At 70.9% G+C, this 14,343-nt stretch carries 15 protein-coding genes; 12 read left to right on the top strand and 3 right to left on the bottom strand.

All coding sequences use genetic code 11. The annotated features are described in order from the left end of the window. The first annotated feature begins 67 nt into the window (after positions 1-67). The 5 genes from SD460_RS09850 to SD460_RS09830 all read left to right on the top strand — a co-directional run bounded on the left by SD460_RS09850 (position 68) and on the right by SD460_RS09830 (position 6,643). Positions 68-1,510, top strand: coding sequence for an alpha,alpha-trehalose-phosphate synthase (UDP-forming) (locus SD460_RS09850; RefSeq protein WP_290057953.1), 1,443 nt, complete (start codon positions 68-70; stop codon positions 1,508-1,510). Between the two features lie 36 nt (positions 1,511-1,546). Continuing rightward, entirely contained in the window at positions 1,547-4,078 is a 2,532-nt protein-coding gene (gene otsB, locus SD460_RS09845; protein ID WP_290057954.1) for a trehalose-phosphatase, read from the top strand. A gap of 87 nt (positions 4,079-4,165) precedes the next feature. Then, entirely contained in the window at positions 4,166-4,693 is a 528-nt protein-coding gene (locus SD460_RS09840; protein ID WP_290057955.1) for a hypothetical protein, read from the top strand. A gap of 93 nt (positions 4,694-4,786) precedes the next feature. Beyond that, complete coding sequence (locus SD460_RS09835; RefSeq protein WP_290057956.1) at positions 4,787-5,353, top strand: ArsR/SmtB family transcription factor; 567 nt, start codon at positions 4,787-4,789, stop codon at positions 5,351-5,353. An 18-nt stretch (positions 5,354-5,371) separates the two neighbouring features. Next, positions 5,372-6,643, top strand: a complete 1,272-nt coding sequence (locus SD460_RS09830; protein ID WP_290057957.1) for an alpha/beta hydrolase family protein — start codon at positions 5,372-5,374, stop codon at positions 6,641-6,643. On the opposite strand, the gene SD460_RS09825 is transcribed toward SD460_RS09830, so the two are convergent. Further along, positions 6,640-7,233, bottom strand: coding sequence for a C39 family peptidase (locus SD460_RS09825; RefSeq protein ID WP_290057958.1), 594 nt, complete (start codon positions 7,231-7,233; stop codon positions 6,640-6,642). The two genes, SD460_RS09830 and SD460_RS09825, sit on opposite strands and share 4 nt — an antisense overlap. A 156-nt stretch (positions 7,234-7,389) precedes the next feature. On the opposite strand from SD460_RS09825, the gene SD460_RS09820 reads away from it, so the two are divergent. Then, complete coding sequence (locus SD460_RS09820) at positions 7,390-7,983, top strand: RNA polymerase sigma factor (RefSeq protein WP_290057959.1); 594 nt, start codon at positions 7,390-7,392, stop codon at positions 7,981-7,983. Next, positions 7,976-9,109 carry a hypothetical protein gene (locus SD460_RS09815; RefSeq protein ID WP_290057960.1) on the top strand — a complete coding sequence of 378 codons (1,134 nt, stop codon included), beginning with the start codon at positions 7,976-7,978 and terminating at the stop codon, positions 9,107-9,109. The genes SD460_RS09820 and SD460_RS09815 overlap by 8 nt, the downstream gene beginning before the upstream one ends. 34 nt (positions 9,110-9,143) lie before the next feature. Here the strand turns inward: SD460_RS09815 and radA are convergent, their stop codons facing one another. Both radA and SD460_RS09805 read right to left on the bottom strand, forming a co-directional pair. Beyond that, the gene (gene radA, locus SD460_RS09810) at positions 9,144-10,502 is read right to left on the bottom strand and encodes a DNA repair protein RadA (RefSeq protein ID WP_290057961.1); all 1,359 of its coding nucleotides are present in this window, start codon (positions 10,500-10,502) and stop codon (positions 9,144-9,146) included. Between the two features lie 39 nt (positions 10,503-10,541). After that, positions 10,542-11,213 (bottom strand): copper chaperone PCu(A)C, encoded by a 672-nt coding sequence (locus SD460_RS09805; protein WP_290057962.1) that lies wholly within the window; start codon positions 11,211-11,213, stop codon positions 10,542-10,544. Positions 11,214-11,487: 274 nt separating this feature from the next. Here SD460_RS09805 and SD460_RS09800 point away from each other — a divergent pair, with 274 nt between their 5' ends. The 5 genes from SD460_RS09800 (at position 11,488) to SD460_RS09780 (ending at position 14,340) form a co-directional block, all read left to right on the top strand. Continuing rightward, positions 11,488-11,979 carry a CarD family transcriptional regulator gene (locus tag SD460_RS09800; protein ID WP_004559016.1) on the top strand — a complete coding sequence of 164 codons (492 nt, stop codon included), beginning with the start codon at positions 11,488-11,490 and terminating at the stop codon, positions 11,977-11,979. Positions 11,980-12,032: 53 nt separating this feature from the next. Further along, on the top strand, positions 12,033-12,656 hold the full coding sequence (locus tag SD460_RS09795; protein ID WP_290057963.1) for an IspD/TarI family cytidylyltransferase: 624 nt from the start codon (positions 12,033-12,035) through the stop codon (positions 12,654-12,656). After that, positions 12,653-13,120 (top strand): 2-C-methyl-D-erythritol 2,4-cyclodiphosphate synthase, encoded by a 468-nt coding sequence (gene ispF, locus SD460_RS09790; RefSeq protein ID WP_290057964.1) that lies wholly within the window; start codon positions 12,653-12,655, stop codon positions 13,118-13,120. The genes SD460_RS09795 and ispF overlap by 4 nt, the downstream gene beginning before the upstream one ends. A gap of 424 nt (positions 13,121-13,544) precedes the next feature. Continuing rightward, positions 13,545-13,940 (top strand): PPOX class F420-dependent oxidoreductase, encoded by a 396-nt coding sequence (locus SD460_RS09785; protein ID WP_290057965.1) that lies wholly within the window; start codon positions 13,545-13,547, stop codon positions 13,938-13,940. Between the two features lie 4 nt (positions 13,941-13,944). Continuing rightward, on the top strand, positions 13,945-14,340 hold the full coding sequence (locus SD460_RS09780; protein ID WP_290057966.1) for a PPOX class F420-dependent oxidoreductase: 396 nt from the start codon (positions 13,945-13,947) through the stop codon (positions 14,338-14,340). Positions 14,341-14,343: the final 3 nt, after the last annotated feature.

The following is a 14,343-nucleotide window of genomic DNA, read 5'->3' as shown; positions in this document are numbered from 1 at the left end:
CTGTTCATCGCTCACGCGATAGGGTTTCACTCTGGGGCCGCGACCCAGAACGCGAGGAGCAGTCGACGTGGGTGAACCGAAGGAGAACGGGAACCAGGCCGATTTCGTCGTGGTGGCGAACCGGCTACCGGTGGACCTGGAACGCACGACGGACGGCGAACGCCGCTGGACGGCCAGCCCGGGCGGGCTCGTCTCCGCGCTGGAGCCGTTCCTGCGGTCGCGCAAGGGCGCGTGGGTGGGCTGGCCCGGCGTGCCGGACGTCGACGTCGAGGAGTTCGACGACGACGGGCTCGTGCTCCACCCCGTCTCCCTGAGCGCCGACGAGGTCCGCGACTACTACGAAGGCTTCTCCAACGCGACGCTCTGGCCGCTCTACCACGACGTCGTCGAGCGCCCGGTGTTCGACCGCGTGTGGTGGAACAGCTACGTGAAGGTGAACCAGCGGTTCGCGAAGGCCAGCGCCGAGGTCGCCGCGCCGGGCGCGACGGTCTGGATCCAGGACTACCAGCTCCAGCTGGTGCCGGCGATGCTGCGCGAGCTCAGACCCGACCTGCGCATCGGCTTCTTCCTGCACATCCCGTTCCCGCCGGTCGAGCTGTTCATGCAGATGCCGTGGCGCGCCGCGATCATCCGCGGCCTCACCGGCGCGGACCTGGTCGGCTTCCACCGGCCCGGCGGGGCGCAGAACTTCCTCTGGCTGTGCCGCCAGCTGATCGGCCTCGAGTCGACGCGCGGCGCGGTCGGCGTCCGGTCGCGGCCGGGCACCATGCAGGTCGGCGACCGGACCGTCCGGGTCGGCGCCTTCCCCATCTCCATCGACGCCGCCGGCCTCGACACCCTCGCCCGCACGAAGGGCGTCCAGGAGCGGGCCGCGCAGCTGCGGCGCGACCTCGGCAACCCCAAGACGGTCATCCTCGGCGTCGACCGGCTCGACTACACCAAGGGCATCGACCTGCGGCTGCAGGCGCTGCACGAGCTGCTGCACGAAGGCAGGCTGCAGCCGGACGACGTCACGTTCGTCCAGCTGGCCACGCCGAGCCGCGAGCGCGTCGAGCACTACCAGCGGATGCGCGGCGAGATCGAGCAGATGGTCGGCCGGATCAACGGCGAGTTCGCCCGGGTGGGCCACCCGGTCGTGCACTATTTGCACCAATCCGTGAACCGCACCGAGCTGGCCGCCTTCTTCTCCGCCGCGGACGTCATGGTCGTGACCCCGTTGCGTGACGGCATGAACCTCGTGTGCAAGGAGTACGTGGCCGCCCGCCACGACTTGGGCGGCGCGCTCGTGCTCAGCGAGTTCGCCGGCGCGGCCGCGGAGCTCTCTAGCGCATTCCTCGTGAACCCCCACGACCTGGACGGGGTGAAGGACGCACTAGTGGCTGCCATTACGCTCGACCCGGCTGAGGGCCGTCGCCGGATGCGCGCCATGCGTCGCCAGGTCCTCACGCACGATGTCGATCGTTGGGCGCGCTCTTTCCTACAGGCTTTGGGTGCCGAAGCGGTCGATTGACCCGAACGACCATGCACGAGCTCCTGAGGAGGAGTGTTGACTGCCGAGGCCCTGCCCGCCGAGTTGCGGCGCGCGATCGTCCAGATCGCCCGTACTCCGCGCCTGCTGGTCGCTTGCGACTACGACGGCACGCTGGCACCCATCACCCTCAACCCGGACGAGGCACGCCCGCTGCCCGAGTCCGTGGGCGCCCTCAGATCGCTCGCGGGCCTGCACGAGACCACGACCGCGGTCATCTCCGGTCGCGCGCTGCGTGACCTGGCGACGCTGTCGCGGCTGCCGTCCGAGGTGAACCTCGTCGGCAGCCACGGCTCGGAGTTCGACATCGGCTTCATCCACGCGCTCGACGAAAAGGCGCGTGAGCTGCACCGACGGCTCGAAGCCGAGCTCGAACAGCTGGTGCTGGACGTGCCGGGCGTGTCGCTGGAGGTCAAGCCGGCGAGCATCGCGGTGCACGTGCGCCGCGCCGAGCACGAGGCCGGGCGCCGCGTGCTGGCCGCCGTCCACTCCGGACCGTCCACGTGGGAAGGCGTCTCGACCACCGACGGCAAGGAGGTCGTCGAGCTCGCGGTCGTCCAGACGGACAAGGGCCGCGCGCTGGACATCCTGCGCCACCAGGTCGGGGCCACCGCGGCGATCTTCCTCGGCGACGACGTCACCGACGAGAAGGCGTTCGCCCGGCTTTCCGGCCCGGACCTGGGCATCAAGGTCGGCGACGGCGAGACGCTGGCCGCCTACCGCGTCCCGGACACCGTGGACGTCGCCCTGGTGCTGGCGTTCATGCTGGAGGAGCGGCGCAACTGGCTGTACGGCGAGTCGGCGCCGCCGATCGAGCGGCTGTCGATGCTGGCCAACGAGCGCTCGGTCGCGCTGGTCACGCCGGACGCGAAGCTGACCTGGCTGTGCCACCCCGGGCCGGACGCGCCCGCCGTGTTCGCCGACCTGCTCGGCGGCGAAGGTGCCGGCCACTTCTCCATCAAGCCGCACCGCAACGGCCTGCCGCTGGGCCAGCGCTACCTGCCGAACACGATGACGGTGGAGACGCGCTGGTCGCGCCTGCTCGTCACCGACTACCTCGAGCCGGAGAGCCCGCAGCACCGCACGGACCTGGTCCGCGTGATCTCGGGCGAGGCGGTGGCGAGCGTCAAGTTCGCGCCGAGGCCCGAGTTCGGCGGCGTGCCGGTGAAGCTGGAGATCGTCGAAGGCGGCGTGCGGGTGCTCGGGACGTCGGAACCGTTCGTGCTGTACTCGCCGGGCGTCGAGTGGACCATCACCTCCGACGGCCTGCACGACACCGCGACCGCGCTGGTGCAGCCGACGCCGACCCAGCCGGTCGTGCTGGAGCTGCGCTGCGGCACCACGGACCTCGGCCCGCACGAACTGTCCGAAGTGGAGCGACGCGACCGCGCCGGCCGCTACTGGAGCGAGTGGACGTCGAAGCTGCAGCTGCCGAAGGTGCAGACCGACCTGGTGCTGCGCTCGGCGCTGACGCTGCGCGGCCTGGTCAACACCGACACCGGCGGCGTGCTGGCGGCGGCGACGTCGTCGCTGCCGGAGGAGATCGGCGGCGTCCGCAACTGGGACTACCGCTACTGCTGGATCCGCGACGCCGCGATGACCGTGCGGGAGCTCGTGCACCTGGGCTCGATCGAAGAGGCCGAGGGCTACCTGCGCTGGCTGCACGGCGTGCTCGCGACGCTGGCCGGCCCGGAGCGGCTGCACCCGCTCTACACCCTGGCCGGCAGCGTGATCGGCGCCGAAGCGGTTATCGAGTCGCTGCCCGGGTACGCCGGATCCCGCCCGGTCCGCGTCGGCAACCTGGCGAACCACCAGGTCCAGCTGGACGTCTTCGGTCCGGTCGTCGAGCTGGTCGGCACGCTCGCCGCGGCGCGCGGCAACCTGCGTGACGAGGACTGGCAGATGGTCCGCGCGATGGCGGAAGCCGTGACGCGGCGCTGGAACGAGCCGGACCACGGGATCTGGGAGGAGCGGCACGTGCCGCGCCACCGGGTCTACTCCCGGGTGATGTGCTGGGTGACCATCGACCGCGCGGTCAAGCTGGGCGAGCAGTACGGCCGTGGCGTGCCCGGCGCGTGGCCCACGCTGCGCGACGAGATCAAGAACGACGTGCTCGAACACGGCTGGAACGACGAGGTCCAGGCGTTCACCACGGCCTACGACGGCACGGACCTGGACGCGGCGTCGCTGTTCGTCGGGCTCACCGGGCTGATCGACCCGGCCGACGAGCGCTTCCAGCACACGGTGACCGCGATCGAGGCGGAGCTGCGCAGTGGGTCCACTGTGTACCGTTACCGCCGCGACGACGGCCTCCCGGGCGGCGAGGGCGGGTTCCACATCTGCGCGGCGTGGCTGATCGAGGCGTACCTGCTCACCGGGCGGCGCACCGAAGCGCAGGAGCTGTTCGACCAGATCGTCGCGGCGGCCGGCCCGACGGGCCTGCTGCCGGAGCAGTACGACCCGATCGCGGAACGCTCGCTCGGCAACCACCCGCAGGCCTATTCGCACATCGGGCTCATCCGGTGCGCCAACTTGCTCGCGGCGGGCTAGCCCTTTCGGTCTGAATCTTCGTGAAGGCCACCTTGAGGAACCCCGAATTCCTTATGGTGGCCTTCACGGCGTTCGGAGGTGAGTGCGGTGCAGGGGACGTTCGGGCAGGTCGAGTTCGTACCGCTGCCGCCCCGGTTCGCCGCCCGCGTGCGGTGGGGATCGGTGGTCGTCGGGTCGTCGATGATCGCCGGGATGGCGCTCCTGTTCGGGCTCACGACGTTCCTGCAGGGCATCGTCCACGGCCACGCCTTCCCCGACACGCTGCTCGGCAAGGCCGCGGCGGTGCTGCCGCCGTTGGGTGTGCTCGCGATCGCGGTGCTGGTGCTTTCGTCCCGGCGCTGCCTGCGGGGTGACTACCTGGTCGTCGCGAGCGCCGCGTCGGCCCGCCACGCGCTGCTGTTCACGTACGTGCTGACGCTGGTGCTGATCCTCGGGTCCTTCGCGGTGCCGATCGTGTTCCGGGTGTGGCACGACGCACCGGACTTCCGGGCCCCGGACCTGCTCACGGTGCTCACGACCCTGGCCTTCGCCACGGTCGGTTTCCTGGCGGGCATGTTCTACGTGCGGCCGAGCGTGCAGACGCTCAGGAAGTTCAGCGACCACCCGATCTGGTGAGTCCACTGTAGACAGCATCTTCCGCGGCACCCGGCTGCGCAGAGTTGCAGAGATTTCTTTGCACAATTTCCTTTGCACGGCTACCTTGGGGTCATGACCAGCGCTCCACCACCGGAAGAGCTCGACCCGGACGCCCTCAAAGCCGTCACGCACCCGCTGCGCCGCCGGATCCTCGGCGTGCTCTCGACCGGGCCGGCGACGGCCACGAAGCTCGCCCAAGCCCTGGGTGAGAACACCGGCGCGACCAGCTACCACCTGCGGGAACTGGCCCGGTTCGGGTTCGTCGAAGACGCCCCGGAGCTCGCGCGGGGCAAAGAACGGTGGTGGCGGACGCGGCCGCGGGACATCCGGTGGCCGCGCCGCAGCGAGCAGAGCGCCGAATCCCGGGTGCTGTTCGACGACATGCAGCGCCAGGGGTTCGAGGAAGACCTCGAAAAGCTCAACCGGTTCGCGGAAAAGCGCGACGAGCTGCCCGGCGACTGGCCGGACGCGCTGCTCTACGCCCGCGGCGGCACCTGGCTCACCGCCGAGGAGCTGCACAGCTTCTGGAACGACTACATGGAGCTGTTCCGCCGGTACTGGCGAGCCGAGGACGACCGGTCACCGGAAGCGCGGCGCGTGCTCGTGCGCCTGCTCGCGTTCCCGGAACCAGGGGAATGACATGACAGGGGGATCCACATGCGAAGAGGGGCTCTACTACTGGCCGGGGTGATCCTGGCCCTCTCGGCGCCGCCCGCGTCGGCCGCGGACAGCTCGGACGTGACGTTCACGAACGGCGGGGTGACCTTGCACGGCACCGTCGTCGCACCACCCGGCGGCGCGAAGCTGCCAGGGCTGGTGATGGTCCACGGCTCCGGGGCGCACAGCCGGGAGGACTACCGCGATCAGGCGGAAGCCTTTGCGCGGCAAGGCATCGCGACACTCATCTACGACAAGCGCACCGAAGGCTACTCGCAGTTCGAGCGGTCCTACTCGACGCTGGCGGACGACGCGCTCGCCGCGGTCGAGGTGTTGCGGAAGCGGCCGGACGTCGACCCGGCGCGGGTCGGCGTCTGGGGGTTGAGCGAGGGCGGCTGGGTGGCACCGCTCGCCGCGTCGAAGTCGCCGGACGTCGCCTTCGTCATCACGCTGGGGGCGAACGGCGTCGAGCCGTCGCGGCAGCAGGCGTGGGCGATCGAGAACCAGTTGCGGCGCCTGGGGATGGCCGGGTCGATGGTGCGGATGGCGTCGTGGACGATGATGCGCCAGCTCGTCGGCGGCGGCGTGTTCCCGGAAGCGCACCACGACCCGGTGCCGGTGCTGAAGAGCCTGCGCCAGCCGGTGTTGGGGTTGTGGGGTGCGAAGGACGTCCTGACCCCGCCGGGCGAGGCCGTCCGGATCTTCCAGGAGTCGTTGGCGCACCACACTTTGCGCGTCTTCCCGGACGCGCAGCACCAGTTGCGGCGCACCACCGACGGCTACGACAAGCTGCCCGGCTACGCGCCGGGTTACCTGGAGCTGGTGGGCACCTGGGTGCACCACCCGCCCGCCACGTCGAGCGCCGATCCGCCGCCGGCGCAGGACCGGCCGAGCGTCGCGCTGACGCCGTTGCGCTGGTACGAGTCGACCTGGCTGCAGCTGGCCGTCCTGGCGTTCCTGCTGGTGGCGTTCGGCTTCGGGCTGGGCCGCGGCGCACGCTGGTCGGGCGTGCCCGGGCTGCTCACGGTGGTCGGTTTCCTGGCCGTGGCCGTGCTGATCCAGGTGACCACGGGCCGGGGGCTGGGCCCGGTGGTCGCCGGACGTCCGCTGGTGTGGCTGGCACTGCAGCTGCTGTCGCTGGGCGCGGTGGCCGCCGCCATCGGCACGGCGGTGGCGTGGTGGCGGCACCGCACCCCGCGGCTCGGCGTGCTGCTCGCCGGCGGCGTGGTGTTCGTCCCCTGGGCGGTCTATTGGGGACTGCTGGGGATCTAGGCGGAGTAGCCCTTCGGCGGGATCAGCGTCGCGAGCTGGTCGAAGCTGAGCCAGTAGAGCTGGTTCCCGCCGAAGTTCGCCGGGTCGGCGATCTTGACGGTCCGGTCGGAGCTGTCGTACCCGATGACGGTGAAGTAGTGGTAGATCGTGTAGTTCGGGTAGCCCGGCGGGTGGTTGTTCGCCGGGGCGACGATGTTGGCGACGATCGCGTAGCCGTTGTTGATGTCCAGCACGATGTCGCGCCAGAGCAGGTCGCGCTGGGCCTGCGTCGGCGGGTCGTTCGGCATCTCCTTGGTCTCGTACCAGGAGGTGCCGAGATCGCGGTTGAGGACGCCGGTGACCTGGCCGATCCAGTCGGTGCCGTTGGTGGTCGTGCCGAGCTGGGCCGCGAGGGTGCCCTGGCTCGGCAGGTTCCCGGTCCGCGCGGACATGGCGATCCGCGTGGCGGCCGGGCCGCACCAGTACCCGGTCTCCTGGACCTGGTACTGGACGTTGAGCACGGCCTCGGTGGTGGCGCTCGCGACCGCGGGCAGGGAGACGAGCCCCAAGGCGGTGACGAGCGTGACGAACCCCAAGCGGAATCTGCGCATGACGATCCTTCCCCAGTGGTGACGTCGGTTGGCCAACGCCTCACCGAGGCATGATCCCGGCAGGATCCACCGGCTGTCTCTCACCCGCCCCGGATGGATCACGCCGAAGGTAGGTTCGCCCGTGAACGCTCGCGGGGGCTGCGGGCAACTGGGGGCATGCAGGTGATCCACGAGGGATCGGAGATCTGGGGGCACGACCGCCCGGACCTGGGCGGAGCCGAGCCCGGGCCGGCGTTCGGCCGGCTCTTCGACGCCCACGCCCCGCAGCTGCGCCGCTACCTCGCCCGCCGGGTCGGCCCCGAACCGGCGAACGACCTCGTGGCCGAGACGTTCCTGGTGGCGTTGCGCCGCCGCGAGACCTACCGGCCGGAGCTGGGCACGGCCCGGTCGTGGCTCTACGGCATCGCGACCAACCTGCTCCGCCACCACGTGCGGTCCGAGCTGCGCGGGCTGCAGGCCACCGCACGGCTGGCCCGCACCGGCGAAACGAGCCACGCGGGGCACGACGGCCGCGTCGCCGAGCGCGTCGACGCCCAGGTCCGGGCGGCGCAACTGGCCGGCGCGCTGGCGCGGCTCAGCCCGGCCGACCGCGACACGCTGCTCCTCGTGTCGTGGGCCGGGCTGGAGCCGGCGGAGGTGGCCGAGGTCCTCGGCATCCCGCCGGGTACGGTCCGCTCCCGGTTGCACCGGATCAGACGCTGGCTCAGAACGACCGCCCCGGCCCCAGAGGAGGTGCAGGACCTTGCGTGAAGACAACGTCCGGAAGATCTGGTCCGAAGCCGAACTCGACGAGGCCCTGTCCGACCTGCACGGCGACGTCGACGGCGAGGACGGGCTGGCGTTCGCGCGCGCGTCCCTGATGGCGGCGGCCGGCGTGCCCGAGACCGCACCGGCTCCCCGGCGCACCGGCACCTGGCGCTGGCTCGCCGTGGCAGCGGCGGTCGTCACGCTGGTCGGCGGCCTGGCGGTGGTGACTTCGCTGCGGCCGTCGGACCCGGAGCCCGCCGCCCCGGCGGCCACCCTCACCGACCTGGACCGCCCGCTGGAGCCGGGCGAGTTCCACTACGCGCAGAAGCTCAGCTGGGTGCCGGAAACCGTGGGCGGGAAGCAGGTCCACGCCCAGCGCAAGGTCGAGCTGTGGATCCCCGCGGACCCGAAGGGGCTCTGGCACCGGCGCGCGATGTGGACGGGCGCGGTGAAGGACCTCCGCCCGGGCGAAGTGGTGCGGGTCGACCAGCGCCCCACCGACGAATACGGCCCGGCCGGCCGCTTCCCCGGCGAGCCCGACCACGCCGGAGCGACCAACCCGAAGTGGAACACGCCGTTCCGGAACTGGCTGAGCCCCGACGCCGCACTGGTCGCTTCCCTGACCCCGGATCGGACGACGCTCGTCAAGCGCCTGACGTTCGACACCATCGACTTCACCGACAACGGCCGCGCGCACTCCGCCACGGAGTCGCTCACGATGGTCCGGATGGTGCTGGAGCTGGGCCTGGCCCCCAAGGACGTCCGCTTCGCACTGCGCGACGCGCTCACCGGCGTCGACGGGGTCTACACCGCCCCGGGGACGACCCCGGACGGCCGCACGGCCACGGTGACGTTCGCGAAGGACACGGGCCAGCGCCTGTACTTCGACCCGGCGACGGCCCAGCTGCTGGCCTGGGAGTTCCCCCCGGTCACCCCGGCGAAGACCACCACCCGGCCGAGCGGGTTCCCGCCGAGCTCGGTCGAGCACCTGCCGAACTCCGCGGAGTTCCCGCTGAGCACGCCACTGCCGCCCCCGGCCATGACCAGCGGGAACGCCCCGTTCCCCGTGGAGTTCAAGGGCGCTCCGGAGACGGTGTACTCCTACGCGATCACCCGCACCGCCGGCTGAGCACCCGGGGGTCCGGCACCGCCCGGATCCCCGGTCAGCGGGCGTGGCTGGCCGCGTTCAACGCGTCCGCGACGTTGGCCACCTCCAGCACCCGGATCCCCGCCGGCGGCTTGCCCGAGTCCGGCGGCACTAGCGCGTACGTGAACCCGAGCCGGGCCGCTTCCGCGAGCCGCCGGCCCACGCTCGGCACCCGGCGGATCTCCCCCGCCAGGCCGACCTCGCCCACCGACACCAGCCGGGGCGACAAAGCGACGTCGCCGAACGAAGACGTCAGCGCCAGCACCACCGCCAGATCGATGCCCGGCTCGGTGATCTTCATTCCGCCGACCGTGGCCGTGTAGACGTCCTTGTCGCCCAGCTTCAGCCCGCCGCGCTTCTCCAGGACCGCGAGGACCATCGCCACCCGCGCCGAATCCAGGCCGCTGACCGCGCGCCGCGGCTGGGGCGCCGACGTCGACGACACCAGCGCCTGCACCTCGCCCAGCAGGGGCCGCTTGCCCTCCATCGACACCGTGATCGCCGTGCCCGCGACCGGCTCCGCGGTGTGGCTGAGGAACAGCCCCGACGGGTCCGGGACGCCGACGATGCCTTCTTCCTGCAGCTCGAAGCAGCCGATTTCGTCGGACGCGCCGAAGCGGTTCTTGATGCCGCGGAGCATCCGCAGCGTCGAGTGCTTGTCGCCCTCGAACTGCAGCACCACGTCCACCAGGTGTTCGAGCACCCGCGGGCCGGCCACCGAGCCGTCCTTCGTGACGTGCCCCACCAGCACCACCGGCAGCCCGCGCTCCTTGGCCACCGCGACCAGCCCGGACGTCACCGCGCGGACCTGCGTCACCCCGCCCGGCGAGCCGTCGACCTGCGGGGACGCCATCGTCTGCACCGAGTCGACGATCAGCACACCCGGCTTGACGTCGTCGATGTGCCCGAGGATGGCCGAGAGGTCGCTTTCCGCGGCGAGGTACATCCGGTCGTGGACGTTGCCCGTGCGCTCGGCGCGCAGCCGCACCTGGCCCGCCGACTCCTCGCCCGTGACGTACAAGGAGCGGTCGACCGTCTTCGCCCACTGGTAGGCGACCTCGAGGAGCAGCGTCGACTTGCCGACGCCCGGCTCACCCGCGAGCAGCACCACGGCGCCGGGCACCAGGCCGCCGCCCAGCACCCGGTCGAGTTCCGCGACGCCGGTCTTCCTGGCGCGCGCCGCTTCGACGTCGACTTCGCCGATCGGCCGCGCCGGCGCGCTGGGCGCCCCGGCCGCGACGCGCTGGATGGCCGGCCTGGCCGGGGCCCCGCGTTCCTCGAACGAGCCCCATTCCTGGCACTCCGGACACCGGCCCAGCCACTTGGCCGCTTCGTAGCCGCAGCTCCCGCAGCGGTAGGTGGTCCCTTTCTTCACCCCGCGAGGCTATCGGCGACCACCGACAAAACCGGGGACCTACTCCTTGGCGTGCGCCGGCGCCGCGACCGGCAGGTCGACGGTGACCGGTCCGGCGTTCTTGAACACGAACGTGACCTTGATGACCTGACCCGGCCACAGCGGCTGCTTCAGCGGGGGCAGCGTCACCGTGGCCTGACCGACCTTCTCGGGGGCGGTCGGCGTCGCGCTCGACGTCGGCGCCTCCGGCGTGCTGGTCGCGGTCGCGGTGGAGCTCGAGCTGGTGCCCGTCGCGGTCGCCGAAGACGACGGCGCCTCCGACGAGGACGGCGCGCCCGAGGAGCTCGGCTGCGCTTCGTTGGTGGACTCGACGGCGTCGTCCGGGCCGATCACCAGCGAGTGCGCCGCGACGATGTCCTTCGAGCCGCTGATGGTGGCCTGGGCGCCGTCCTCGGTCGTGACCGAGACGAGCGAGTCGTCCTGGGTGCCCTGGTTCACGATCGTCAGCGTCAGCGCCGGGGTCGCGCCCGCCGGGTAACCGGGGCCGGACGTCGGGTACTGGACCGCGGCGTTGCGCAGGACAATGGTCTTGACCTGGGCGTACGTGCCGTTGACCGCGGGCTGCTGCGAGTCGGTCTGGGTGATCTGGCCGGCCCCGCACCCGGCGAGCACGAGCGCGGCACCGAGCGCCAGCACGCCCGCGCCGAGCACGCGACGATTCTGCAGCCTCACGTCGCAGTCCTTCCCTTTTCACGGCCTCGTCCCCGCGAAGACTAGCCGGGGTCGATCTCCGCCACCGAACCGGTCCGCGTTGCGCTCAAGATCAACCGTCCAAAATGGATTCCCCGAGCCCGCCGAAACGCTTCCCCGCTACCTGCGTGAGCACGGGGGTCCGACGTTTGTCAACCCCCGCTCAGGCCGCTGACCTGCGAGGACGAGTCCGGCCCGCTAGGTGGGCACTGGCGGCTCGTGCTAGGATGGAGTCAGCGAAAGGGGCAGAGGACACATGGTTTTCAAGGTCGGAGAGACCGTCGTCTACCCGCACCACGGTGCCGCACTCATCGAAGCCATCGAGACCCGCGTGATCAAGGGCGAGGAAAAGAAGTACCTCGTCCTCAAGGTCGCGCAAGGGGATCTCACGGTTCGCGTGCCCGCTGACAACGCCGAGATCGTAGGCGTGCGCGATGTCGTCGGGCAAGAAGGACTGGACAAGGTCTTCGACGTTCTGCGTGCTCCCCACACCGAAGAGCCCACCAACTGGTCTCGTCGGTACAAGGCCAACCTCGAGAAACTCGCCTCCGGCGATGTGAACAAGGTGGCCGAAGTGGTGCGCGACCTCTGGCGGCGAGAGAAGGACCGCGGACTTTCAGCCGGCGAGAAACGCATGCTGGCGAAGGCGCGGCAAATTCTGGTCAGCGAGCTCGCGCTCGCGGAGGGCACCGACGAGGACAAGGCTGAGGTCCTCCTCGACGAAGTTCTGGAAACCGCGACGGTCTGAGCCCAAGGCGTCCCGCTCGCCTCGCGGGTGGGTGCCTCTACGATCGCGAACCGATGAACGTCGTCGTGATCGTGACCGTCGCACATCATGCCTCCGACTGGGAGCTCGCTCTCACGCCGGTCCATGGTGAGGCGCTACTCACGCACACCGTGAGGGGGCTGCTCGACGTACCGGGAATCTCTACGGTGCTCGTGGCGGCCCCCCAGCGGTGTGCGAAGTCGTATTCCGAAGCCCTCGAGGGGCTTCCGTGCCGGGTCGTCCCCGGCTCGCTCCGGCAGGCCTTCGCCGTCGTCGAGCCCGAAGTTCCCCGTGACTCAGTTGTACTCCTCCATGACGCTCTGCGTGCCTTCATTCCTGCGCAAACCGTGCGTGACGTGATCGACGCCGTCGGTGAGCACGAGGTGGTCGTGCCGGTGCTCCCGATGGCCGACACCGTGAAGGTGACCGACGACGCATCGTTCATCGTCGGCACGGAGGACCGCGCCCGGCTGCGCACGGCCCAAACCCCGATCGGCTTCACTCTCGACGCCTTCCTCGCCGCCGGTTTCACGACGACGGTCCCGATGGGCGCGGCGACGGTGCCGGGCCACCCGGACGCGATGCGCGTCACGACCGATTTCGAACTTTCACTGGCCGAGGCGATCGCGGCGGCACCGAAGAACGAGGAGACGCTGTGAGGATCGGCAACGGGGTCGACGTCCACCCGATCGAACCAGGCCGCGAGTGCTGGATGGCGGGCCTGCACTGGCCGGAGGCCGACGGCTGCGCCGGCCACTCGGACGGCGACGTCGCCTCCCACGCACTGTGCGACGCCCTCCTGTCCGCAGCGGGCCTGGGCGACCTGGGCGCGGTGTTCGGCACCGGCGACCCCCGCATGGACGGCGCCCACGGCGCGGACATGCTCACCGAGGTCAGGGGCCTGATCGAGGCAGCGGGCTGGCGCGTCGGCAACGCGACGGTCCAGATCGTCGGCAACGCCCCCCGGGTGGGCAAGCGGCGTGAAGAGGCGCAGGAGGTCTTGTCCGAAGCGGTGGGTGGCCCGGTGAGCGTGTCGGGGACGACTTCGGACGGGCTGGGCTTGACGGGCCGAGGGGAAGGCATTGCGGCCTTCGCGACTGCGCTGCTGCTCGCCCGGACGTAGTGAATGACTCATTCCTGTCGTCTGGCGTAGTGAATGACTCATTCCTGTCGTCGGGTGCGCGCGGAATAGGCCCGCACCGCCTCAGCTCCGCCTCCCTACCCGCGCCGCCCAGCGTTGCCCCGCCAAGTGTCGCGAATGACTCATTCGGGACCTCTGACGTCCCGAATGACTCATTCGAGACCCGCACCAAACCCACCCAGCACCCGGAACAGGCCCGCACCGGTGCCGGTTCGCCTCGCTTTACGCGTCCCCGCCCCGCTGCCCGCCCCACCTCGCCCTACCCGCCCCGCCCGGCGCCGCCCCGCCCCAAACGTCGCGAATGACTCATTCGGGACCCCCAACGCCCCGAATGACTCATTCGCGACCTCCCCCAGCCCCTCCCAGCCTGCGGAATAGCCCCGACCCGGCACCGGTTCGGCGTGATATGCCCCTCACCCTCTCGGACGCCGTCCGCGCCCTGATCGACGGGAAGAACTTCGCCACCGTCGCCACCCTCGACGCCGACGGCGGGCCGCAAACCTCCGTCGTCTGGATCGGGCTCGACGGCGGCGACCTCGTCTTCAGCGCCACCGAGGACCGGCGGAAGGTCCGCAACCTGCGGCGCGACCCCCGCCTGAGCGTCTCGATCACCGACGCCGAAAACCCGTACCGGCACACGCAGCTGCGCGGCACCGCCGAGCTCACCCCCGACCCGGCCAAGGCGCTCCCCAGGACGCTGAGCCACAAGTACCTCGCCCAGGACCCGCCGCCCGAAGGTCCGGAGACCGAGCGCGTCGTCGTGCGGCTGAAAGTCGAGAAGGTCGCCGGGAACGTCAAATAAGGTCATGGGTGTGACATTCAACGAGGCCACCAAGGCCCTGCTCGACGGCCGCAACTACCCGGTCGTGGCCACCACCAACGCCGACGGCTCGCCGCAGAGCTCCGTCGTCTGGGCCAAGCGGGACGGGGACACCGTGCTCTTCGTGACCGTCCAGGGCCGGCGCAAGGAGCGCAACATCCGGCGCGACCCGCGGGTGTCGCTCTCCGTCTTCGACCTGGCCGATCCGGAGAACTACGTCGAGATCCGCGGCCGCGCCGAGGTCACCGCCGAGGGCGGCCCCGAGCTGAACGACGAGCTGGCCCGCAAGTACACCGGCGACGTCTTCCCGCCCGAGCCGCCGGAGGTCGTGCGCGTGCTGGTGCGCGTGGTGCCCGAACACATCACAGGGCATTCGGCCTGACGC

The organism is Amycolatopsis solani, assembly GCF_033441515.1.
GTDB classification, from domain to species: Bacteria; Actinomycetota; Actinomycetes; order Mycobacteriales; family Pseudonocardiaceae; genus Amycolatopsis; species Amycolatopsis solani.
This window is presented reverse-complemented; position numbering and strand designations above follow the sequence as displayed.